At 65.8% G+C, this 21,088-nt stretch carries 18 protein-coding genes; 8 read left to right on the top strand and 10 right to left on the bottom strand.

Features of this window, described 5'->3' with window-relative positions:
- The first annotated feature begins 4 nt into the window (after positions 1-4).
- The 6 genes from AC0Z35_RS20135 to AC0Z35_RS20110 all read left to right on the top strand — a co-directional run bounded on the left by AC0Z35_RS20135 (position 5) and on the right by AC0Z35_RS20110 (position 8,150).
- On the top strand, positions 5-430 hold the full coding sequence (locus tag AC0Z35_RS20135) for a F0F1 ATP synthase subunit epsilon (RefSeq protein ID WP_006217064.1): 426 nt from the start codon (positions 5-7) through the stop codon (positions 428-430).
- 206 nt (positions 431-636) lie between these two features.
- On the top strand, positions 637-1,500 hold the full coding sequence (locus AC0Z35_RS20130) for a helix-turn-helix domain-containing protein (RefSeq protein ID WP_046806628.1): 864 nt from the start codon (positions 637-639) through the stop codon (positions 1,498-1,500).
- A 110-nt stretch (positions 1,501-1,610) separates the two neighbouring features.
- Entirely contained in the window at positions 1,611-2,684 is a 1,074-nt protein-coding gene (hemE, locus tag AC0Z35_RS20125; RefSeq protein ID WP_046806627.1) for a uroporphyrinogen decarboxylase, read from the top strand.
- Between the two features lie 351 nt (positions 2,685-3,035).
- Entirely contained in the window at positions 3,036-5,126 is a 2,091-nt protein-coding gene (locus AC0Z35_RS20120) for a primosomal protein N' (RefSeq protein ID WP_046806626.1), read from the top strand.
- A 107-nt stretch (positions 5,127-5,233) separates the two neighbouring features.
- Positions 5,234-7,297: a UvrD-helicase domain-containing protein gene (locus AC0Z35_RS20115; protein WP_046806625.1), complete on the top strand. Its 2,064-nt coding sequence runs from the start codon at positions 5,234-5,236 to the stop codon at positions 7,295-7,297.
- Between the two features lie 13 nt (positions 7,298-7,310).
- Positions 7,311-8,150 (top strand): helix-turn-helix domain-containing protein, encoded by an 840-nt coding sequence (locus AC0Z35_RS20110; RefSeq protein WP_485132570.1) that lies wholly within the window; start codon positions 7,311-7,313, stop codon positions 8,148-8,150.
- 89 nt (positions 8,151-8,239) lie between these two features.
- Here AC0Z35_RS20110 and AC0Z35_RS20105 read toward each other — a convergent pair whose 3' ends face one another.
- Positions 8,240-9,301: a threonine aldolase family protein gene (locus AC0Z35_RS20105; protein WP_485132569.1), complete on the bottom strand. Its 1,062-nt coding sequence runs from the start codon at positions 9,299-9,301 to the stop codon at positions 8,240-8,242.
- A 117-nt stretch (positions 9,302-9,418) separates the two neighbouring features.
- Here AC0Z35_RS20105 and AC0Z35_RS20100 point away from each other — a divergent pair, with 117 nt between their 5' ends.
- Both AC0Z35_RS20100 and AC0Z35_RS20095 read left to right on the top strand, forming a co-directional pair.
- Entirely contained in the window at positions 9,419-10,270 is an 852-nt protein-coding gene (locus tag AC0Z35_RS20100; RefSeq protein ID WP_046806622.1) for a class II glutamine amidotransferase, read from the top strand.
- Between the two features lie 169 nt (positions 10,271-10,439).
- Positions 10,440-11,060, top strand: coding sequence for a hypothetical protein (locus AC0Z35_RS20095; protein ID WP_046806621.1), 621 nt, complete (start codon positions 10,440-10,442; stop codon positions 11,058-11,060).
- A 99-nt stretch (positions 11,061-11,159) separates the two neighbouring features.
- On the opposite strand, the gene dapD is transcribed toward AC0Z35_RS20095, so the two are convergent.
- From dapD to AC0Z35_RS20050, 9 genes are all read right to left on the bottom strand, one after another.
- The gene (gene dapD, locus AC0Z35_RS20090) at positions 11,160-12,137 is read right to left on the bottom strand and encodes a 2,3,4,5-tetrahydropyridine-2,6-dicarboxylate N-succinyltransferase (protein ID WP_485132568.1); all 978 of its coding nucleotides are present in this window, start codon (positions 12,135-12,137) and stop codon (positions 11,160-11,162) included.
- A 108-nt stretch (positions 12,138-12,245) separates the two neighbouring features.
- The gene (locus tag AC0Z35_RS20085) at positions 12,246-13,376 is read right to left on the bottom strand and encodes a M20 family metallopeptidase (protein WP_485132567.1); all 1,131 of its coding nucleotides are present in this window, start codon (positions 13,374-13,376) and stop codon (positions 12,246-12,248) included.
- Between the two features lie 45 nt (positions 13,377-13,421).
- On the bottom strand, positions 13,422-14,327 hold the full coding sequence (locus tag AC0Z35_RS20080; RefSeq protein WP_046806618.1) for an alpha/beta hydrolase family protein: 906 nt from the start codon (positions 14,325-14,327) through the stop codon (positions 13,422-13,424).
- Positions 14,327-15,337 (bottom strand): ABC transporter ATP-binding protein, encoded by a 1,011-nt coding sequence (locus AC0Z35_RS20075; protein ID WP_120153604.1) that lies wholly within the window; start codon positions 15,335-15,337, stop codon positions 14,327-14,329. Before AC0Z35_RS20075 ends, AC0Z35_RS20080 begins: the two co-directional genes overlap by 1 nt.
- A complete protein-coding gene (locus tag AC0Z35_RS20070; protein WP_485132566.1) occupies positions 15,334-16,317 on the bottom strand; it encodes an ABC transporter ATP-binding protein in 984 nt (327 codons plus the stop codon). The genes AC0Z35_RS20075 and AC0Z35_RS20070 overlap by 4 nt, the downstream gene beginning before the upstream one ends.
- The gene (locus tag AC0Z35_RS20065) at positions 16,314-17,234 is read right to left on the bottom strand and encodes an ABC transporter permease (RefSeq protein ID WP_046806615.1); all 921 of its coding nucleotides are present in this window, start codon (positions 17,232-17,234) and stop codon (positions 16,314-16,316) included. Before AC0Z35_RS20065 ends, AC0Z35_RS20070 begins: the two co-directional genes overlap by 4 nt.
- A gap of 6 nt (positions 17,235-17,240) precedes the next feature.
- Positions 17,241-18,218, bottom strand: coding sequence for an ABC transporter permease (locus AC0Z35_RS20060; RefSeq protein ID WP_046806614.1), 978 nt, complete (start codon positions 18,216-18,218; stop codon positions 17,241-17,243).
- Between the two features lie 121 nt (positions 18,219-18,339).
- Positions 18,340-19,974, bottom strand: a complete 1,635-nt coding sequence (locus AC0Z35_RS20055) for an ABC transporter substrate-binding protein (protein ID WP_104144811.1) — start codon at positions 19,972-19,974, stop codon at positions 18,340-18,342.
- A gap of 72 nt (positions 19,975-20,046) precedes the next feature.
- Positions 20,047-21,018 carry a M14 family metallopeptidase gene (locus AC0Z35_RS20050; RefSeq protein WP_485132565.1) on the bottom strand — a complete coding sequence of 324 codons (972 nt, stop codon included), beginning with the start codon at positions 21,016-21,018 and terminating at the stop codon, positions 20,047-20,049.
- Positions 21,019-21,088: the final 70 nt, after the last annotated feature.

Below are 21,088 nucleotides of genomic sequence, written 5' to 3'. Positions count from 1 at the left end.
CGATATGGCTACCCTGCATGTGGATGTCGTCAGCGCAGAGGAAGCGATCTTCTCCGGTGAGGCGAAGTTCGTGGTGCTGCCTGGCGAGGCGGGTGAACTGGGCATCTTGCCCGGCCACACCCCGCTGATTTCGCGCATACGCCCCGGTACGGTCAAGATCGTCCGTGCCGACCAAGGCGAGGAAAACATCTTCGTCGCCGGGGGCATTCTGGAAGTGCAGCCGGGCAGCGTGACGGTTTTGGCCGACACCGCTATCCGTGCTTCCGACCTGGACGAAGCCCGCGCCGTGGAAGCTCGCAAGAAGGCCGAAGAGGCCCTGGCGAACGCCAAGGACAAGGCTGACATCGCAGTTGTCGAAGCTGAACTCGCCATGCTGGCTGCGCAAGCCATCGCGGCGCGCAAGCTGCGCCAAGGCGGTCGTTCGCACTAAGCGGCAAAGCAGTACACGCCGGGTTCGCCCGGATCGAAAAAAGCGGCCATGGGCCGCTTTTTTCATGCCCGCCGCGGCAGGCACCGGCTGGCAGCGGCTGGCCGCAAGGCCGCCGACGGGGCGACCGCAATGCGTTCGATACGAATAGCTGGGCCGCATCCGCAACAGTAGCCTTCAACTTTGCCTGACAAGCCAAGGGGAAAACGGTGCGACAAGTGCTGGATTGCGGGGTGCTGCTGGCGCCCGGCCACGAGGCCGCCATGCGGGACTGGGTGGCGCGTCATCAAAGCGGCTTGCCCCGCATACGCCTGCATCTGGTGCCGATGGATGCCACGCCTGCCGCCGCGCGCACAAACGCCACGCAAACCGCTGCGGGGTGTATCACGGCGCTGCCGTGCGACGGGACGCCGGACGTCCAGGTGCTGGCGCGCATGGCGGTGTCTTTGCGCCGCTACGACAGCTGCGTCCTGCCGGTGGCCCCCTCGTCGGTGGCGTGGGCCCGCACGGCGCTGTCGATGGCAGGCGCGAACCTGACGACGCCATTGCTGCTGCTGATGGACGATATGAAGGCGCCCGCCATCGAAGACTTGCTGGGCCTGGGCGCCACCGACTTCATGGCGCAGCCTGCCTGCCTGGAAAGCATGCGAGTGCGGCTGGGCCGCCTGCGCCGACCGGTGGCCGGCCGGCCGCCGCCTTGGTCGCAGCGAGGCGCGGCCGAGGTGCAGGAACCTGCCGCCTACTATCAGGCGCGTGGCGACGGCGCGGGCGTGCCGCCGCATGCGCCGCGGCCGCGCGTGGCGCCCGACGTGCTGGAACAGGGCCTGGCCAACCTGCGCGACCCCCGGCGGCTACCCGCGCACGAAGCGTTTCGCCTGGCGAAGTCGCGAGTGGTGGCCGGGTTCGAGCGCGATTACATCCACCATGCGCTGTCGCGCCACGGCGGTAATGTGGCGCAGGCGGCGCGGGCATCCGCCAAGCATCGGCGGGCCTTCTGGGCGCTGATGCGCAAGCACGGCATCGACGCCGCCCCGTTTCGTCAGGCGGCGCAGTTGCGCAGCCTGCGTGGCTGAGCGGCGCGCCGATGCCTCCTTTTGCGCCTTGGCAAGCACCGTGTGCGGGCTTGCCGCTACTTGCCGCCCAAGGGAAGTAAAATCACGGCTTCCGATCAACGAGGATAGTCGTGTCTGCTTCCAGCTTGAAGAACGATGTGTTCTTGCGCTCGCTTTTGCGCGAGCCCGTGCCCTATACCCCGATCTGGCTGATGCGCCAGGCGGGTCGCTACCTGCCCGAGTACCGCGCCACGCGGGCTCGCGCAGGCTCTTTCATGGGCCTGGCTCAGAACCCGGACTACGCCATGGAAGTCACGTTGCAGCCGCTTGCGCGCTTCGACCTGGACGCGGCCATCCTGTTCTCCGACATCCTGACCGTGCCGCATGCCATGGGCCTGGGCCTGGATTTCGCGGAAGGCGAAGGCCCGCGCTTTGCGCACCCGGTGCGCGACGAGCAGGACGTGGCCCGCCTGGCGGTGCCCGACATGGACAAGCTGCGCTACGTGTTTGACGCGGTCAGCGTGATCCGCCGCGAGCTGGACGGCAAGGTGCCGCTGATCGGCTTTGCGGGCAGCCCGTTCACCATTGCCTGTTATATGGTCGAGGGCAAGGGCAGCGACGACTACCGCCTGATCAAGACGATGCTGTATTCGCGGCCCGATCTGCTGCACCGCATCCTGGAGATCAACGCCGAGGCCACGCTGCAATACCTGAACGCGCAGATCGCCGCGGGCGCGCAAGCCGTCATGTTGTTCGACAGCTGGGGCGGTGTACTGGCGGACGGCCTGTTCCAGCAGTTTTCGCTGGCCTATACCAAGCGCGTCGTCGACGGCCTGACCCGCGAACACGAAGGTCGGCGCGTGCCGGTCATTGTGTTCACCAAGGGCGGTGGCCAATGGCTTGAGCAGATCGCAGCGTGTGGCTGCGACGCGGTGGGGCTGGACTGGACCGTCGACCTGGCCGCGGCGCGCCGCCGCACCGGGGATTCCGTGGCCTTCCAGGGCAACCTGGACCCGATGGCGCTGTTTGGCGGCGGCCCCGCCATTCGCGCTGAAGCGCGCCGGGTGCTGGACGCCTTCGGCCCGGTGGGCAAGGGCGGCCACGTGTTCAACCTGGGACACGGGATTTCGCGCTTTACTCCGCCCGAAGCCGTAGCCGAACTGGTTGAAGAAGTCCACCAACATAGCCGCTCGCTGCGCGGGTAAGTGAGTGGACGCTTCGGTCCCAAGGGCCGAAGTTCGAGGGCCCCAGCAAGGACTTGTGCACAGCAGGAATTTGCTCGGGGAAAACCCTTTAGAAGCTAGTTTACAATCTTGGAACATTGCATAGATTGTTGATTTTAAAAGGAAAAAGCGAGTTTTCCACCGGATTGCTCCCGACCGGGCAATCCAGGCTTATTCCGAAAGTTGATGTTGCCCCAGCCTTTTCCCCAAAGTTATCCACAGGCGCCCATGGAGTCGCTTGGCGCATCCGGGCCACCATTGCCCGCACGCCGCCTCCACCGTTGGCCCTCATCCCTTTGGATTAATCCTTCTCCGTGACGCCCACCCGCCTCCATGTCTGATTTGCTGCCAAGCCCGCCCGCCGAAGCCGTTTGCTGGGTGCGCGTGGCGCTGGATGTGCCGTTGCCCGGCCCGTTCGACTACCGCAGTGATGCGCCCGTCGCTGTGGGCTTGCGGGTGATCGTGCCGTTTGGCCGGCGCAAGATGATCGGGGTGGTGGTGGACAACCCGGCCGAGCCGTCCTACGACCCCAAGCAGATCCGCCCGATTGAACAGGTGCTGGACGACCTGCCCCCCTTTGACGAGGACTGGCTGCGGCTGGCGCGCTTTGCGGCGGACTACTACCAGCGGCCGCTGGGCGAGGTCATGTTGCCGACCTTGCCGCCGCCGCTGCGCAAGCCCACGGCGTATCAAGGCAAGCGCTCGGCCGGTGGCCCCGTGACCCGTCTGGACAACCGCAAGCGCAAACCGGTGCGCACGCCGGCCAAGGCCGACCAGCCCCCCGAATTGAATGACGCGCAGCTTGCCGCCGTGGACGCCATCGGCGCACTGACGTCTTTCAAACCCGTGCTGCTGCATGGCGTGACGGGCAGCGGCAAGACCGAGGTCTACCTGCGCGCCGCCGAACAGGTGCTGGCCCAGGGCCGCCAGGTGCTGCTGATGGTGCCCGAAATCAACCTCACGCCCCAGTTGGAAGGGGCGCTGCGTGCGCGGCTGGAAGCGGTGGTCGGGACGGACGGGCTGGCGGTGATGCACAGCGGGCTGTCCGACGGCGAACGCTTGCAGGCCTGGGCGCGCGCCCAGCGAGGCGAAGCGCGCATGCTGCTGGGCACGCGCATGTCGATTTTCGCGCCGCTTGGCAAGCTTGGTCTGATCGTGGTGGACGAGGAACACGACGCGTCCTACAAGCAGCAGGACGGCCTGCGCTATTCGGCGCGTGACCTCGCCGTATGGCGCGCGCACGATCTGGACATCCCGGTGGTGCTGGGCTCTGCCACCCCGTCCCTGGAAACGTGGCAGCACGCCGAGCGCGGCCGCTACCTGCGCCTGACGCTGCCCGGGCGCGCGCGTTCCAGCACGCTGCCGTCCATGCGGCTGGTGGACACGCGCCGGTTGCAAATGAAGCACGGCATGTCGCCGCAACTGCTCGATGCCATCGGACAGCGGCTGGAACGCAAGGAACAGTCGCTGATCTTCCTGAACCGGCGCGGCTATTCCCCCGTGCTGCATTGCCAGTCGTGCGCGTGGGTCAGCAATTGCCCGCGCTGCACCGCGTTTACCGTGCTGCATCGCACGGACGGACGCGGCCATCGCTTGCAGTGCCACCATTGCGGCTACCAGGCTCCGGTGCCGCGCGCGTGCCCGGAATGCGGCGACCAGGATCTGGCGCCCATGGGCCGGGGTACCCAGCGCGTTGAAGAGCATCTGGCTGAACTGTTTCCCGAGGCGCGCATCCTGCGTATCGACGCCGACAGCACGCGCAAGAAGGGCAGTGCCGAGGCCCTGTTCGCGTCCGTGCACGCGGGCGAGGTCGACATTCTGGTCGGCACGCAGATGGTGGCCAAGGGCCACGATTTCGCGCGGCTGGGGCTGGTGGGGGTGCTTAATTCCGACTCGATGCTGTTCGCGCACGATTTCCGCGCGCCCGAACGCCTGTTCGCCCAGCTGATGCAGGTGGCCGGCCGCGCGGGCCGCCATCAGGGCAACGGCGAAGTGCTGATCCAGACCGGTTACCCCGAGCAACCCGTGTACCAGGCGCTGTTGCGCCACGACTACGCGGGCTTTGCGCGCCACGCCTTGCACGAACGCGAAAGCACCGGCTTGCCGCCCTTTGTCTATCAAGCCCTGCTGACCGCCGAGGCACGCGAACTCAAAGTCGCCCAAGCGTTTCTGGAGCGCGCCCGCGTATTGCCCGAAGGCGAGTGGGCGGCCGACTTCCCCGGCCTGGACGCCATCATGCTGTATGACCCGGTGCCGCTGCGCGTGGTGCGCGTGGCGAACATCGAACGCGCGCAGTTGCTGGTCGAAAGCAGCAGCCGGCCGGCCTTGCAAGCATTCCTGGCGTCGTGGTCGCACCACCTGCCGTACATCGCCAACGAGGCGCGCGTGCGCTGGCAGCTGGAAGTCGATCCGCTTGAGATCTGAAGGCGGCCGGCACCGATGCGCCATGCAGGCGATTGTTCTATGATCTTCTTCCTCTATCGCGCTGGCGCGGCAGGCGCCTGGCGCCTGCGCCCGTTTTAAAGCTCAACATGTCCGCTAGCGAATCCATTGCCCAAGGTATGAACCCCGCTCAACGCGAGGCGGTGCTGTACCTGGACGGCCCGTGTCTGGTGCTGGCCGGCGCCGGCAGCGGCAAGACGCGGGTGATTACTCAGAAAATCGCGTATCTGCTGCGTGAATGCGGCTACATGGGCCGCAACGTGGTGGCGCTGACCTTCACCAACAAGGCGGCGCGCGAAATGGACGAGCGCGTCAAGACGCTGGTGGACCGCAAGCTCTCCAAGGGTTTGATCATCAGCACGTTCCACTCGCTGGGCGTGAAGATGCTGCGCGAGGAAGCGCGCAACGCCGGGCTCAAGCCCACGTTTTCCATCCTGGACGCCGACGACGCCATGTCGATCATCCAGGAGCTGCTGGCCACCACCGACAAGGCCCGGCTGCGGCACGTGCAGGGCATCATTTCGCTGTGGAAGAACGCACTGCTGGAGCCCGACGACGCGGCGCGCGAAGCCGTCACGCCGGGCGACGTGGAAGCCGCCAACATCTACCGCAGCTACGCCGCCACGCTGGCCGCGTATCAGGCGGTGGACTTCGACGACCTGATCCGTATCCCCGCGCTGCTGCTGTCCAGCAACGAAGAGGTGCGTACGCGTTGGCAGAATCGCGTGCGCTACCTGCTGGTGGACGAATACCAGGACACCAACGTGTGCCAGTACCGCCTGGTGCAGTTGCTGACGGGCTCGCGCGCCATGTTCACGGCGGTGGGCGACGACGATCAGGCCATCTACGCCTGGCGCGGCGCCACCATCGAAAACCTGGCCAAGCTGACCACCGACTACCCGAACATCAAGCTCATCAAGCTGGAACAGAACTACCGCTCGGTGCAGCGCATTCTGGCGGCCGCCAACGCGGTTATTGAAAAGAACCCCAAGCTGTTCGAAAAGAAGCTGTGGTCCGACCTGGGCGTGGGTGAACCCATCCTGGTGTCCGCCATGGACGGCGAAGAACAGGAAGCGGAATCCATCGCCATGAAGGTGTCGGCCTCGCGCTTCGAGCGCCAGGCGCAGTGGAAGGATTTCGCCATCCTGTATCGCAGCAACCATCAGTCGCGCATCCTTGAGCAGGCGTTGCGCAACCTGAAGATTCCGTACACGATCTCGGGCGGGCAGAGCTTTTTCGACAAGGCCGAAGTGCGGGATGTGTTGGCGTACCTGCGGCTGCTGGCCAATGACGATGACGACCCCGCGTTCATCCGCGCGGCCACTACGCCCAAGCGCGGCATCGGCCAGGCCACGTTGCAGGTGCTGGGCCAGTACGCCGCCACGCGCGAACTGTCGCTGCTGGCCGCCGTGGCGGAGACTGGGCTGGAAAGCCTGTTGGCGCCACGCCAGCTGGACCCGTTGCGCACCTTTGCCGAGTTCATTCGGCGCATGCAATGGCGCGCCGGTCGCGGCGCCGCCTCGGGCAAGGACGCGGCGCCCGCCGAGCCGGCCGGTGTCATCCTGGATGATCTGGTCGAAGCCATCCAGTACGAACGCCACCTGTTCGAGCTGTTCGAAGAACGCCCCGCGCAAACGCGCTGGCAGAACGTGTTGGAGCTGACCGGCTGGCTCAAGCGCAAGGCCGAAGAAGACAACATGTCGCTCTTTGATCTGGTGCAGCACGTGGCGCTGGTCACGATGCTGGAACGCGGCGAAGAAGACGAGCCCGACGCGGTCAAGATGTCGACCCTGCACGCGTCCAAGGGGCTGGAGTATCCGCACGTGTATCTGGCCGGCGTCGAGGAAGGCCTGCTGCCGCACCTGGGCAAGGACGACGAGGTCGGCGACCCGGCCCGCGCCGCCGAGAACCTGGCCACACGCATCCAGGAAGAGCGGCGCTTGATGTACGTGGGCATCACGCGTGCGCAGCGCAGCCTGAACCTTAGCTGGTGCAAGCGCCGCCGCCGCGCGCGTGAAGACCTGGTGCGCGAGCCTTCGCGGTTCATCGAAGAAATGGGGCTGGGCGACGTGCGCTTGCAGGAAGACGAAGCCACCGCCGCGATGAACCCCAAGGAGCGCATGGCGATGTTGAAAGCGCTGCTGAAGAAGTAGCGGGGAAAGCCGCATGCCTGCCCCGCTTAAAGACGACGTCCGCTATCTGCCGGTGCGCGGCACGCCTGGGCTGGTGTTGGGGCAGGCGCGGCTGTGCCAGTTTGAGTTTGACCGCCACTATCACGAGGACTATCACATTGGTCTGGTGACGCAGGGCGTGCAGCGGCAGCGCTTTCGCGGGCAGAGCATTTTGCTGGGGCCGGGCGGCATTGCGCTGATGCCGCCGGGCGAAATCCATGATGGCTCGGGCGCGGGCGACCACGGCGCGGCTTATGTATTGAAGACGTTCCGTATTTCGGCGGCGCTGATGCGCGCCTGCATCGAAGACGTTTCCGCCGCCGCCGCCCAGGAACGGTTCTTTGGCACGCTGGTGCAAGACGCGGACCTTGCGCGGCGCTTCATGGCTTTGCACAACGCGTGGATGGCCGGCGCGGCGGACGAACCGCTTGCACGCCAAGCGCAGTCATTGACCGTGATGGCCGACCTGTTCGTGCGCACGCGCACCGTCGAGCCGCAAGTGGTCAAGGGCGGCTTGTCGGCCGCCCATCAACGGGCCGTGCGCGATTACTGCGTGGCGCATCTTGCCGACAAGATTTCATTGGATGACCTGGCCCGGCTTTGCGGGCTGAGCCGCTTTCAATTCCTGCGGCGCTTTACGCACAGCACGGGGTTGACCCCGCACGCATGGTTGATTCGACTGCGCCTGGAACGCGCCTGCGCGGCGCTGGCCGGCGCGCGCGTGTCGGTGGCAGAGGTGGCCGCCGACGTGGGCTTCTACGACCAAAGCCATTTCAATCGCGCGTTCCGAGCCGCCTACGGCGCACCGCCGTCGGCGTATCAGCCGACGACATAGGCCGGCCGCGAAGACGGCCACGGCGACCGCCAAGGCGACCACGGCGACCGCGAAGACGATACCGGCCGACGACGTAATCGCTTCTGGTTTCAGCGCACCCGTGCGCGCAGCGCGGACAGGAAGTGATCCACATCCTGCTCCGTGGTGGCAAAGGACGTCACCAGGCGCACGACGCCCGGGCCCCAGCGGTCGTGATAGAAGCGAAAGCCATCGGCCAAGAGGCCTTCGATGGCGGCGTTGGGCAGCTGGCAGAACAGAATGTTTGCATCCGCCTCGCCTTGCATCGCTACGCCGGGCAAGCCCTGCATGCCGGCCGCCAGCCGTGCGGCCATGGCGTTCGCCTGACGCGCATTGCGTAGCCACAGATCATCATCCAGATACGCTTGCATCTGCGCCGACAGCAGCCGCATCTTCGAAAACAGATGGCCGCCGCGCTTGCGCCGGAACGCGAGTTCCTGTGCGCGCTTGGGGTTGAACAGCACGATGGCCTCGGCACCCAGCACGCCGTTCTTTGTGGCGCCGAACGACAGAATTTCGACGCCCGCCTTCCACGTCATTTCCGCCGGCGTGCAACCCAGGCTGACCAACGCGTTGGCAAAGCGCGCGCCATCCATGTGCAGCGGCAAGCCGGCATCGCGGCAGACGCCGCCGATGGCCTGGATTTCGTCCAGGGTATAGACGCTGCCGGTCTCCGTGGCCTGGGTGATGCTGACGCAGGACAGCTGGACGGTGTGCACGTCGCCTACCTTGCGGCGCGCGTGGTCCGCCAGCTGGACGGGGTCGATCTTGGCGTCGTCGCCGCCCAGCAGGGTCAGGCGGGCGCCGTTCGTGTAGAACTCGGGCGCGCCGCACTCATCGTTGGCGATATGGCTTTGCGTATGGCACAGCACCGCGCCCCAGGGCGGCGTCAGCGTGGCAAGGCTGAGCGAATTGGCCGCCGTGCCCGTGGGCACCAGCAGCACGTCCACCTCGTGTTCAAAGATGTCGGCAAGGCGCCGCTGCACCACCAGTGAGCAATCATCGGCGCCGTAGGCGGGCGCCTGGCCGCTGTTCGCGCGCAGCAGCGCGTCCATGACCTCGGGGCTGGCGCCTGCGATGTTGTCGCTGGAAAAGCCCATTTGCAGGGCGGGGACGGATGAGGGCGTGTTCACGTTTGGCTTCCGGCTGATTTTGCAAAAGCGTCACTGTGCCGGGGCGCGCGCCGCCAGGCTTGTAGAAAATTGCGCCTGGCTCCTACACTGGGCAAATCCGTCTTGAAGGAGCGCATCATGTGTCGTTGGCTGGCTTACACCGGTAGTCCCTTGCAGATGGAAAGCGTGCTGTTCAAGGCCAAGCACTCGCTGATCGACCAAAGCCTGCATGCGCGGCTGGGCGCCACCACGACCAACGGCGACGGTTTCGGGCTGGGCTGGTACAGCCGACCTTACGATGGCCACATCGAGCCGCCGTTTCGCTACCGCAGCGTGCACCCCGCCTGGAACGACCGCAATCTGCGCGAAGCGGCGCGCGCCATCCACGCGCCTTTGTTCGTGGCGCACATCCGCGCCGCCACCGACACGCCCGCACAGGAAACCAACTGCCACCCGTTTCGCCACGGGCAGTGGCTGTTCGTGCATAACGGGGTCATTCGAGACTATCCCCTGCTGCGCCGCGACCTGATGCTGATGATCGCGCCCGCTTATTTCGGGTCGTTGGAAGGCTCCACCGATTCCGAGGTGATGTTCCTGCTGGCGCTGACGTTCGGCCTGGACGAAGACCCCATCCGCGCGCTGGCCCGCATGGTGGGGGCAGTGGAAGAGACGGGCCGCCGCCACGGCGTGACGCACCCCATCAACATGACGGTGTGCGCGCTGGACGGGCACCGGCTGATTGCGGTGCGTTATTCCAGCGAGGCGGAATCGCGCACGCTGTTCCACAACACCTGCGTGCGCCATTTGCGCGAGCTATATCCGGAAGACCCGCAGATTGCCGCGCTGGACGAGAACGCGTTCCTGTTGCTGTCCGAGCCCTTGAGCGAGATGCCGGGCGTCTGGGAAGAGGTGCCCGAGGCCACCGCGATCATCGCCGGGGGCGGCGACGTGCGGCATTACCCGTTTGCGCCGATTGCGCCGGGGCCGTGACGCGGCCGCTGATCACGCGCGAAACCGCCGGATTGCACCAGAAATCAGCGAAATTGGCCGATAAATAGGGGTCATCAAGCACGCTTCGCTCATATAAGGGAGAATGCGTGTCGCATGACGGTGCGACGTCCTGGGCCGCGAAAGCACCCCAACTCAATAAGGAAGTTGCATGACAGATAGCAAAACCCCGCAGGTCTCAGACGCATTGGCGGTGTTTACGCACACGGGGAGCGCCCCGGTTCGCTTTGAATTGCATGACAAAGGCGTGGTCTGCCAACAAGGCGACACGCGCAGCTACACCGCATTCGCGGATGTCCTGGATCTTTGCCTGTTCCCCGCCGAAGCGGGCGCAACGGCAGGTCCGATCAACCAATTTGCCTACCGTGCCCGCGTGGCGCAAGACTGGACCATCGTGTCCGGCGACGTCAGCAACTTCGCTCAGTTCATGGATGCCTTCCGCTCGCGTTATGTCGCGCAGCGCCTGCCCGTGCTGGAAGCGTTGATGGCCAACGGTGAGCGCGTTGCGTTCCGGTATATCAAGTCCGGTGATTTTCCTGGTGTTCAAACGCAGGAACTGGCCCTGTCGGCCGAAGGCCTGCATATCGATGGCGCCACCTGGCCTTACGAGTCGTTGCAGCGTATCGACCTGAACGACTGGACCGAAACCATCACGCTGCATGACGACAGCGGCAAGACGGTGTTTTCGTGCGTGGCCACGCGTATTCTCAGCTCGGATCTGCTGGTGAACCTGGTGTACGACCAGTTGGGCCAGACGGCGGAATACGCCTGATAGGGCATTGCCCTCAAGCGACGTAACGGGCGCTTGATGCGCAATGAAGAAGGGCCGCCATCGTGCTACGAGCGGCCCTTTTTTTATGCTGCGCGGCGATCAGTGCCCGGCGTGCAGCGCCGGATTCAAGGTGCCCCAGGCCGCTGTGCGCACCAAGGTTTCCACCACACCGGTTTGTGAATTGCGGCGGAACAGCAGGCCGTGCTGGCCCGCCAGCGACGCGGCTTTCACCACCGCGCCTTCGGGCGTCAACACGCGCGTGCCCGCCGTGATGTAGCAGCCGGCTTCCACCACGCAATCGTCACCCAGCGAAATGCCGATGCCCGAATTGGCGCCCAGCAGGCAGCGCTTGCCGATGGACACCACCTGCTTGCCGCCACCCGACATCGTGCCCATGATGGACGCGCCGCCGCCGATATCGCTGCCGTCATCGACGATGACGCCCGCGCTGATGCGGCCTTCCACCATCGACGCGCCTAGCGTGCCGGCGTTGAAATTGCAGAAGCCTTCATGCAGCACGGTGGTGCCCGGCGACAGGTACGCACCCAGCCGCACGCGCGCCGTGTCGGCGATGCGCACGCCGTTGGGGACAACGTAGTCGGTCATGCGCGGAATCTTGTCCACGCCCCGTATTTCCAGCACCTGCCCGGTGGCGCGCAGTTGCCAACGCAGGGCATCGACCTGATCCACCGCGCACGGCCCGGCAGAGGTCCACGCCACGTTGGACAACACGCCGAACAGGCCATCCAGGTTGGCCTCGTGCGGGCGGATCAGGCGGTGGCTGAGCAGGTGCAGGCGCAGGTAGGCGTCGTGCGCGTCGGAGGGCGGCTCGGCCAGTGACGCGATGGCCGTGCGCACCGCCACGATGTCGACCTTGCGGCGCGTGTCGCGCACCAGCGCGGTGGGCACGTGTTCGCCCAGCGCCGCGCGCGCTTCCTCGGGCGTCAGGTGGCGCGTGCCCCCAGCCGGCGTGTGATCGGCCAGTGAGGGGCGCGGGTACCAGGTGTCAAGGACGGTGCCGTCGGCCGCCAGCGTGGCGAGACCGTAGGCAATGGCGCTGTCGAGGGTGGCGGACATGGCGGATGGGCGTAGCGTTGACGTGGGTTGAGTGATCGGGCGTGAGTGGGGCCGGTGAATCGGGAAGTTGCCGGCCCGTTCTCTAAGCCTGTTTTATAGCCCCGTTTTTCAGGCGAGCTCGCGCAGCAGCAATTCCCAGAACTTCAACCGCTGTTCCAGCGTGGACACCAGCACGTACTCGTTCAAGGTGTGCGCCCCGTCGCCGTCCGCGCCCAGGCCGTCCAGCGTGGGGATGCCCATCGCCGAGGTGAAGTTGGCATCGCTGCCGCCGCCCGTCATCGGCGCGTCTTCCAGCAGGAAGCCGGCGCGGTCCGCGTAGCCTTGCACCAGGGCCAGCAAGGCTGCCGCCGCCTCCGTTTTGACCATGGGCGGGCGGTTCAATTCGACATTGATGTCCAGTTCAACGTCAGGCCCCACCGCGCACAGCTCGCGCATGCGGCGCAGCACGTCTTCGGCGGCGCCCATGTCGGGCACGCGGAAGTCCACCACGCAGCGGCACAGCGCCGGCACGGTGTTGGTGACCGTGCCGCCGGCGATGGTGCCCACGCTGACCGTGATGCCACGGTCGTAGTCGGTCATGGCTTCCAGCGCCAGCACCTGATGCGCCATTTCACGAATCGCGCTGCGGCCTTTTTCATGCTGCATGCCGGCGTGCGCCGGGCGGCCCTTCACGTTCAGGTTCAACATGCCCGTGCCCTTGCGCGCCGTGACGCACTTGCCGCCGTTCGGGCGGGCCGGTTCGCAGACCAGCGCGTACCTGGCGTTGGCGGCAAAGCGTTCGATGTGCACGCGCGAGGCATGGCTGCCCGTTTCTTCGTCGGGCACCACCAGGAAGTCCACCGGCAGCTGCGTCGCGCCGGGGCGCGCCACGCCGGCCAGCGCCGTCAGCGCCAGGTAGATGCCCGCCTTCATGTCGTAGCTGCCGGGTCCGTAGAGACGGTCGCCGTCGATACGGACCGGGTTCTCCAGCAGCGTGCCCACCGGATGCACCGTGTCCATGTGCGCCAGGATCAGGATGCCGGGGCGCGTGTCGCCGGGGGCGCGGTTGGTGGCGTACAGCAGCGGGCCCGTGGTGGGGCCCAGCGACGACAGTTCCACCGTCAAGCCCGCGGCGGCCGCGTAGTCGGCGATGATGCGCGCCATGGCGGCGATGCCGTCGGGGTAGTTCGACGGCGATTCGCATTGCAACCAGCTCTGGATGCCGGCGACGATCTGTTCAGTGCTTTGGGTGTTGGACATGGCGGTATCGGGTTCCAGCAATGAAAAAGGGAAGGGCGATCAGAATCAGGCGACCTGCTGACCGGCCAGGCGGGCCAGTTCGGCGTCATCGGGCATCTTGCCGTCGAACCACAGGCTGGCGCACACGGCCGACATGGCGCGGCCGTCGTGGCCGATGCCGGGCACCACTTGCAGCGTCCAGCCAAACGGCACGCCACGGCGCTCGGCTTCGCGTTTGCCGAAGTCGTAGTAGTTCTGGGCGCGTGCAAAGCGGTGCGGGCCCTGGCGCATGGCGGCGGGCTCGGACGGCAGGTTGGGATCGTCGGTGGCGATGTCCTGGTCACCGGCCAGGATCGTCATGGGGTAGGCCAGCAGCTTGACCAGGTGGTCTTCGGTCAGGCCCACGCCGTCCATGCCTTCCGGGAAGGGGTAGTCGAATGTGGGCAAGGTGTACCAGCCCGGGTTGCCCGCCGCCACGGCCTTGAACGGCGCGTGCGACTGGCTGCTCATCAGGCGATGCACGAATTGGCCGCCGGCCGAATGGCCGAACAGGTAGACGTTCTGGCCGTCGGTGATTTCACCGGCAATCATGTCCTTGATGACGTTGCCCACCAGCGCATACGTCCAGCCGTCAATGTGGCGCGGGTTGCCGCCGGCCGAGAACACGCGGCCGTTGTTGTAGCTTTCAACGCCCGGCCAGATTTCGTTCGAGAACGTCAACGCCACGATCAGCAGCTTGTGCTTGTCGGCGGCCTCGACCCAGAAGTCGCGGTATTCATCGCCATTGCGCAGCACGCCGTGCTGCACGATGACGACCGGGCGGTCGGGCGTGTAGCCGTACGGGCGGTACGTTTGCAGCTTGAACGGACGATCCGAATTGCGGTCTTCGTCGATGTACTGGATGGTGTTGCGGCCCGCATGGCCCATTTCGATGGCGATGCGGTCCACGTTGGACATATCGGAGGGTTTCATCAGGCGCTCGCTTCGTTCAGGTGGCAGGCCGACCAGTGGCCCGCCGAGATTTCTTTCAGGACCGGCGCCTGCTCGCGGCAGCGCGGCATGGCGTGGGGGCAACGGGGGTTGAAGGTACAGCCGGACGGCGGATTCAGCGGCGACGGAATTTCGCCCTTGATCGGCGTGAACTTGCGGCCTCGGCGGGCGACGTCCGGGACTTCGGCCATCAGGGCCTGGGTGTAAGGATGATTGGCGCGCGCAAAGATCTCGGCCGATGTGGAAATTTCCACGATCTTGCCCAGGTACATGATCGCGACACGGTCCGAGATGTGCTTGACCACGCCCAGGTCGTGGCTGATGAACAGGTAGGTGAAACCGTGCTGCTCGCGCAGGTCCATGAACAGGTTGATGACCTGCGCCTGGATCGACACGTCCAGCGCGGCCACGGGTTCGTCGCAGACCAGAAACTTGGGGGCCACCATCAGTGCGCGGGCGATGCCGATACGCTGGCGCTGGCCACCGGAAATCTGATGGGGAAAGCGGTCGCGGTATTCGGCGTCCAGGCCCACTTCCTTCAAGGCCTGGTCGATGCGCGCGGGGATCTCGGCCGGTGGCGCCAGCTTGTGGACCTTGAGCGATTCGCCCAGGATCTGGCGCAGGCGCTGACGCGGGTTCAAGGATGCTTGCGGGTCCTGGAAAATCATCTGCACGCCCAGCGTATAGGCCAGCTTGTCGGCGCCACGCAGGCGCACGGCATCGCGGCCCTGATACAGCAGTTCGCCTTCGGTCTGGCGGTGCAGGCCGGCCACGACGCGTCCCAACGTGGACTTGCCGCAACCTGATTCGCCCACCAGCCCGACGACTTCGCCGCGCTTGATGGACAGGTCCACGCCGTTCACGGCATACACCGTGCGGCGGTCCAGCGGGCGGCCGGCAAGGGCCAGGATGCGCTGGGCCAGATCGGGGCGCTGTTCGAATCGCTTGTGGACGTTCTTGAGCTCGATGACGGGAGTATCGGCTTGGCTCATGCTTGCTGTGCCTCGCGGGCTATCGGCACGTAACAGCGGTAGCTGCGCGGACCTTCGGTGGTAACGGAGGGGGCTTGTTCGATGCAACGCGTGACCGCCTTGGGGCAACGCGGCCGGAACGCACAGCCCGAGGGGCGGCCCGCCAGGCTGGGCGCCATGCCGTTGATCTGGTGCAGGCGCGCGCCGGGTTGCGTGGCGCCGGGCATCGAATCCAACAGGCCCCGGGTGTAGGGGTGGCGCGGTGATTCCAGCACCTGTTCAACCGGGCCGCTTTCCACGATGCGGCCCGCATACATGACGGCGACGCGATCGGCCAGCTCGGCCACCACGCCCAGATCGTGCGTGATCCAGATAAGCGCGGTGTTGTGCTCGCGGCAGATCTCTTGCATGCGGTAAAGAATCTGGCCCTGGATCGTGACGTCCAGCGCGGTCGTGGGCTCGTCGCAGATGATGAGGTCAGGCTTGTTCAGCATGGCGATGGCAATGGCCACGCGCTGGCGCATACCGCCGGAGAATTCGTGGGGATAGCTCTTCAAGCGCGATTCCGGCGACGGAATGCCCACCATCTCAAGCGCCTCGCGGCAGCGTTCCTCGGCTTGCGCGCGCGACACGTTTTCGTGCGTGAGGATGGCTTCCATCATCTGCTCGCCGATGCGCAGCACCGGGTTCAGCGTCATCAAGGGGTCCTGGAAGATCATGGCGATGCGGTTGCCGCGCAACTGGCGCATCTGCTCTTCCGTGAGCTTGCGCAGGTCGGTGCCCTTGAACTTCACTTCGCCGTCCACCACTTCCCCGGGCGGGTCGATCAGGCCCAGCAGTGAGAAACCGGTCACGGATTTGCCCGAGCCCGATTCACCGACCAGGCCCACGATTTCGCCGCGGCGCACGGTAAGGTCGACGCCGTCGACGGCCAGGTACGCGCCGGCCTCGGTATGGAATGCGGTGCGCAGCCCGCGCACATCAAGAAGAATGTCGCTCATGCTCGTCGGGGGTCCAGGCTTTCGCGCAGGCGGTCGCCCACGATGTTGATGGAAAGAATCAGCACCAGCAGCGCAATGCCGGGGAACAGGCTGATCCAGTAATCGCCCGACAGCAGGTATTGGAAGCCGTTGGAAATCAGCAGGCCCAGCGACGGCTCGGTGATCGGCACGCCGACGCCCAGGAAGGACAGCGTGGCTTCCAGCGCGATCGCGGTGGCGATCTGGATGGTGGCGAACACCATGACCGGGCCCAGGCAGTTGGGCAGCAGGTGGAAGACCATGATGCGCCACGCGGGAAAGCCCAGGTTGGCGGCGGCTTCGACGTATTCCTTGCGGCGCTCTTGCAGCGCGCGGCTGCGCATGATGCGGGCGTAGTGCCCCCACTGCACCAGCACCAGCGCCAGAATCACCTTGTCCACCCCGCGCCCCAGCACCACCAGCAGCACCAGCGCCACGAGGATGGTGGGAAAGCCCAGGATGAAGTCGACGATGCGCATCAGGATGGTGTCGACCAGGCCGCCGACGTAGGCGGCGATCAGGCCGATGGCCCCGCCGATGGCGGTGGCCAGCACCACGGCCGACAAGCCCACCATCAGGCTGATGCGCAGGCCATACAGGATGGCGCTGAGCATGTCGCGGCCCTGGTCGTCGGTGCCCAGCCACGCGATGCTGCCGTCCATCAGCGCCTGGCGCGGCGCCAGGCGGCCGTCCATCAGCGACAGGTTGGCCAGGTCATAGGGGTTTTGCGGCGCGAAGTAAGGCGCGAACACCACCAGGATGATCAGGATGGCCAGCGCGATGACCGAGCCGCGCACGGTGGGGCGCGCATGCAGTTTTTTCAGGATGGAGGCGCGCTGCGGGGTCTCGGCCAGAGGCTGGACGGTGCGGGTGCGGCCGGGATTGGGAGAGTTAGCCATGGCGGATTATTGAGCGGGGGCCACCAGCTGCACGCGCGGGTCGAGCGCGGCATACAGGATGTCCACAACCAGGTTGATGACCACGAAGATCAGGGTGACCAGCATCACGTAGGCAACCACCACCGGGCGGTCCAGCTGGTAGACGCTGTCGATCAGCAGCTTGCCCATGCCGGGCCACGCGAAGACGGTTTCGGTGATGGTGGAATACGCGATCAGGCTGCCGAATTCCATGCCGATCACGGTCACGACCGGGATCAGGATGTTGCGCAGGATGTGGCGGCGCACGATGCGGCCGGGCTTGACGCCCTTGGCGCGCGCGAATTTCACGTAGTCCTGGCTGCGCGCTTCGACCACGCCCGAGGCCGTCAGGCGCAGCACCAGCGCGATATTGGCCAGCGCCAGGTTGATGGCCGGCATGATCAGGTGCGACCAGCCATCGGCCGTCAGGATGGACAGGCGCACGCCCAGCACGGTCACGGTGTCGCCGCGCCCCGTGGCCGGCAGCCAGCCCAGCCACACGGCGAACAGCAGGATCAGCATCATGCCCTGCCAGAAGTTCGGCAGCGAAAAGCCCAGCACCGACGACGCCATGATGCCGCGGCCGAGGTAGTCGTCGCGGTACAGGCCGGCGACCAGCCCCAGCGGAATCCCGATCACACAGGTCAGCATGATGGCCACGATAACGAGTTCGAACGTGGCGGGAATGCGCTGCACGATCAGCTCGATGGCGGGGATGCCGTGCACGAACGACGTGCCCAGGTCGCCATGCAGCGCGCGCCACAGGAACCCGGTGTATTGCTGCCACACGGGCAGGTCCAGGCCCAGGCGGGCGATCATCGCCTCGCGGGCGGCCTGGCTGGCTTCGGGGCTGACCAGCAGTTCGATCGGGTCGCCCACGGCATACACCGCGAAAAAGACCACGACCGATACGGCCAGCAGTACGAACAGACTCTGGATCAGTCTGCGCAGGATGAACAAGGCCACGTGATGATTTCCTTGGTGGGCTCAGGGTTTCTTGGCGCGCCGCGTGTTGGCTTGGCGTGTTGAGTGGGTGGGGTTATCTGGCTGCTTGCTTGGGCGATTACCTGGACGATTACTTGGGCGACTACTTGGCCGGTCGGGCCGACATGGCCAGCGTGTACTGATCCGCACGGCCCTCGTAGACCAGCCCCTTCTTGAACGCCCAGATGCTGCTTTCAAAGTGCAGGGGAATGCTGGGCAGGTCGGCCAGCGCAATCGCCAGGGACTGTTGCAGCAGCTTTTCCCGCTCGGCCGGGTCCACGGTCACCAGGGCGCGCTTGAATACGCCGTCGAACTCGGGGTTGTCGTAACCCCCATAGTTGCTGGTGCCCAGGCCGTGCTCTTTGTCGAACCGGCTGACCCAGTATTGTAGGAAAGACGACGCCTCGCCGGTTTCAGACGACCAGCCGCCCATGGCAAAGCTGAATTCGCGCTTGGCCCGCTTGGGGAAATACACCGAGCGCGTCATCGCGTCGACCGTGGTCTTGATGCCCACGCGCGACAGGTACTGCGCCACGGCTTGCGAGATCTGGGCGTCGTTGATGTAGCGGTCGTTGGTGGATGAAATGGTCAGCTCGAAGCCGTTGGGGTAACCGGCTTCGGCCAGCAGCTTCTTGGCGCCTTCGGGGTCGTACTTCAGTTCGGGCGGATGGCGCAGCGTGCCGAACATGCCGTCAGGCAGGAACTGGTTGGCGGGCGTGGCGGCGCCATCCATGATGCGCGCGGCGATGGTCTTGCGGTCGATGGCCATGGAAATGGCGCGGCGCACGCGCACGTCCTGCAAGGGGTTCTTGCCGTCGGCGGCCTTGACGGTGGGGCTGGGGCTGCGGCCCACATCAAACTGGAAATACACCACGCGCACCGACGGCGTGATCACATGGCCGAAGCCCGGCGTTTCCGAAATGCGCTTCACATCGCGCGCGGCGGGGTTTTCGATCAGGTCGAAGTCGCCGGCCAACAGGCCGGTCAGCCGCGGGCCGGCGGCGGGCACGGGGATCAGCTTGACCTGTTGCCAGGCGGGCTTCTCGCCCCAGTAGCTGTCGTTGCGCGTCAGCTCGATGGCCGTGCCCTTCACGTAGGACTTCAGCGTGTACGGGCCGGTGCCGATCACATCGCGGCCGCCATTGAAGTCGGCAACGGTGGGCCAGGGGCCGGTCACGCCGCACTTGTTTTTCAAGTCGAAGGTGATGGGGCCGTGCTCGACGATGCCGCTCCAGAGCATGGCCGTGCGGGTCAGGTCGTTGGGCAGCAGCGGATAGGGCTTGTGCGTCTTGATGACCAGCTTGTTGCTGCCTTGCGCCTGGACGTCGGCAAACTTCTGCACGATCGCCGGGTATGAACCGCCGATCGCTTGTTCGTTGTTCATCACGCGGCAAAACGTGAAGATGACGTCCTGCGCGGTGAAAGGCTGGCCGTTGGAAAACCGGGCGTTCTCGCGCAGCGTGAATTCCCAGGTGGTGTCGTCCAGCGCCTTCCAGCCCGTGGCCAGACGCGGAATCAAGTCCATCTTGGCGTCCTGCCCTACCAGCGTCTCGAACATGTGCGAGGTCATCGCGTCGTTGGGCGTGGCCTGGTGATAGTGCGGGTCCATCGACGTGGGCTCGGACGACAGGCCGATCTTCAACGTGGTGGGCGTCGTCTGCGCCATGGCGGCGGGGGCGCCGGCCAACGTACAGGCCAAGGCCAGTAATGCGCTGCGGGTGGATACCTGGATGGACATGCTTTCCCTTGTTTTGAATGGTCGGCGGCGCCTCGTGGATGGGCGCCGCTCGGTGGTGCCGATGGGTGCCGATCAGCCGATAGGCTGCGCCAGCCGCACGACGGTCACGCCTGGCCGCAGGTTGGCGGTGGACGGCATGATCAGCACGCAGTTGTCATACGGGGTGACGATGGGTTCGCCTTCGGACCAGCCGATGACGGTGCCGGCGGTGGCCAGCGTTTCCAGCCCCTTCCAGGGCTCGGCAAAACGGAAGTCGGCGCTTTTGGCCGCAACGGCGTGGGTAACACGCAGTGCGCGCTGGGTGGCGGCGGCGGGTTCGATCCAGCCGGCGGGAATGTCGTCGCGGTCCAGTGTGCCGGCTTCGAGCAGGAAGCGGGCCATCTGGTCCACCGCCACGCCGCGCGCTTCGGGCGCGCCATGGAAGCCGCATTCAATCAGCAAGGACCGCGTGCCGTTGTCGCCGGCTTCGCCAAAGCGGCCATAGTCGCGCATGCGCACGCCGGCCGCATGGCCCGCGTCGGCAATGATGGTGGCCGGGTTGCCCAGCGCCAGGGCCAGGTCGATATTGCGCTGCTGCATGCCGGTCAGTTGCAGCGGCACGTCGGAATTGCTCATGGAATGAAAGTCCAGCAACCAGTCGGACTGTTCGACCCATGGACGGATCTGCGCGGCGCGGCGGCGTTCCTGGCTGATCGGCACGGTCAGCTTGTCGTCGCTCCAGACGCGGTTCATGTCTTCGTCGACAAAACGGGCGGGGGCGTAATTGGCGGAATCGAAGCGGTCGAACGCGGCCAGGTTACAGAAGGCCAGCGTCAGCGAACCCCGGCGAGGCCGCAGCCCGGCCGTCAACGCTTCTTTCAGGGCCCAGGCGCCGCACAGCTCGTTGCCGTGGATCAGCGCGCTCAACATGACACGCTTGCCGGGTACGCCGGAATCGAAATGCCAGACGCCGGGCGTATCCGTATTGCCCAAGCGTTCGGCCGACAAATCCGGACAGGCTAAAAGAAAAGGGCGCGGACGGGCCGCGGGGGTAGGCGTGGGCATGGCAACTCCGATGAAGCGGGGGAATTGTATAGGGTATCCGACCAAAAAAAACGGCTGCACAGGGCAGCCG

Source organism: Achromobacter sp. 1L-A-4-B-C2, from assembly GCF_057291955.1.
The sequence above is the reverse complement of the archived record's forward strand: the minus strand, read 5'-3'. Positions and strand labels throughout refer to the sequence as shown.

Excerpts from the sequence above, each read along its gene's own strand:
- AC0Z35_RS20110 (WP_485132570.1), top strand. The coding sequence starts at position 7,311 with ATGCCTGCCCCGCTTAAAGACGACGTCCGCTATCTGCCGGTGCGCGGC.
- AC0Z35_RS20085 (WP_485132567.1), bottom strand. The coding sequence starts at position 13,376 with ATGTCCAACACCCAAAGCACTGAACAGATCGTCGCCGGCATCCAGAGC.
- AC0Z35_RS20050 (WP_485132565.1), bottom strand. The coding sequence starts at position 21,018 with ATGCCCACGCCTACCCCCGCGGCCCGTCCGCGCCCTTTTCTTTTAGCC.
- AC0Z35_RS20080 (WP_046806618.1), bottom strand. The coding sequence starts at position 14,327 with ATGAAACCCTCCGATATGTCCAACGTGGACCGCATCGCCATCGAAATG.
- dapD (WP_485132568.1), bottom strand. The coding sequence starts at position 12,137 with ATGTCCGCCACCCTCGACAGCGCCATTGCCTACGGTCTCGCCACGCTG.
- AC0Z35_RS20120 (WP_046806626.1), top strand. The coding sequence starts at position 3,036 with ATGTCTGATTTGCTGCCAAGCCCGCCCGCCGAAGCCGTTTGCTGGGTG.
- AC0Z35_RS20065 (WP_046806615.1), bottom strand. The coding sequence starts at position 17,234 with ATGGCTAACTCTCCCAATCCCGGCCGCACCCGCACCGTCCAGCCTCTG.
- AC0Z35_RS20075 (WP_120153604.1), bottom strand. The coding sequence starts at position 15,337 with ATGAGCCAAGCCGATACTCCCGTCATCGAGCTCAAGAACGTCCACAAG.
- AC0Z35_RS20135 (WP_006217064.1), top strand. The coding sequence starts at position 5 with ATGGCTACCCTGCATGTGGATGTCGTCAGCGCAGAGGAAGCGATCTTC.
- AC0Z35_RS20115 (WP_046806625.1), top strand. The coding sequence starts at position 5,234 with ATGTCCGCTAGCGAATCCATTGCCCAAGGTATGAACCCCGCTCAACGC.
- AC0Z35_RS20100 (WP_046806622.1), top strand. The coding sequence starts at position 9,419 with ATGTGTCGTTGGCTGGCTTACACCGGTAGTCCCTTGCAGATGGAAAGC.
- AC0Z35_RS20055 (WP_104144811.1), bottom strand. The coding sequence starts at position 19,974 with ATGTCCATCCAGGTATCCACCCGCAGCGCATTACTGGCCTTGGCCTGT.
- AC0Z35_RS20095 (WP_046806621.1), top strand. The coding sequence starts at position 10,440 with ATGACAGATAGCAAAACCCCGCAGGTCTCAGACGCATTGGCGGTGTTT.
- AC0Z35_RS20070 (WP_485132566.1), bottom strand. The coding sequence starts at position 16,317 with ATGAGCGACATTCTTCTTGATGTGCGCGGGCTGCGCACCGCATTCCAT.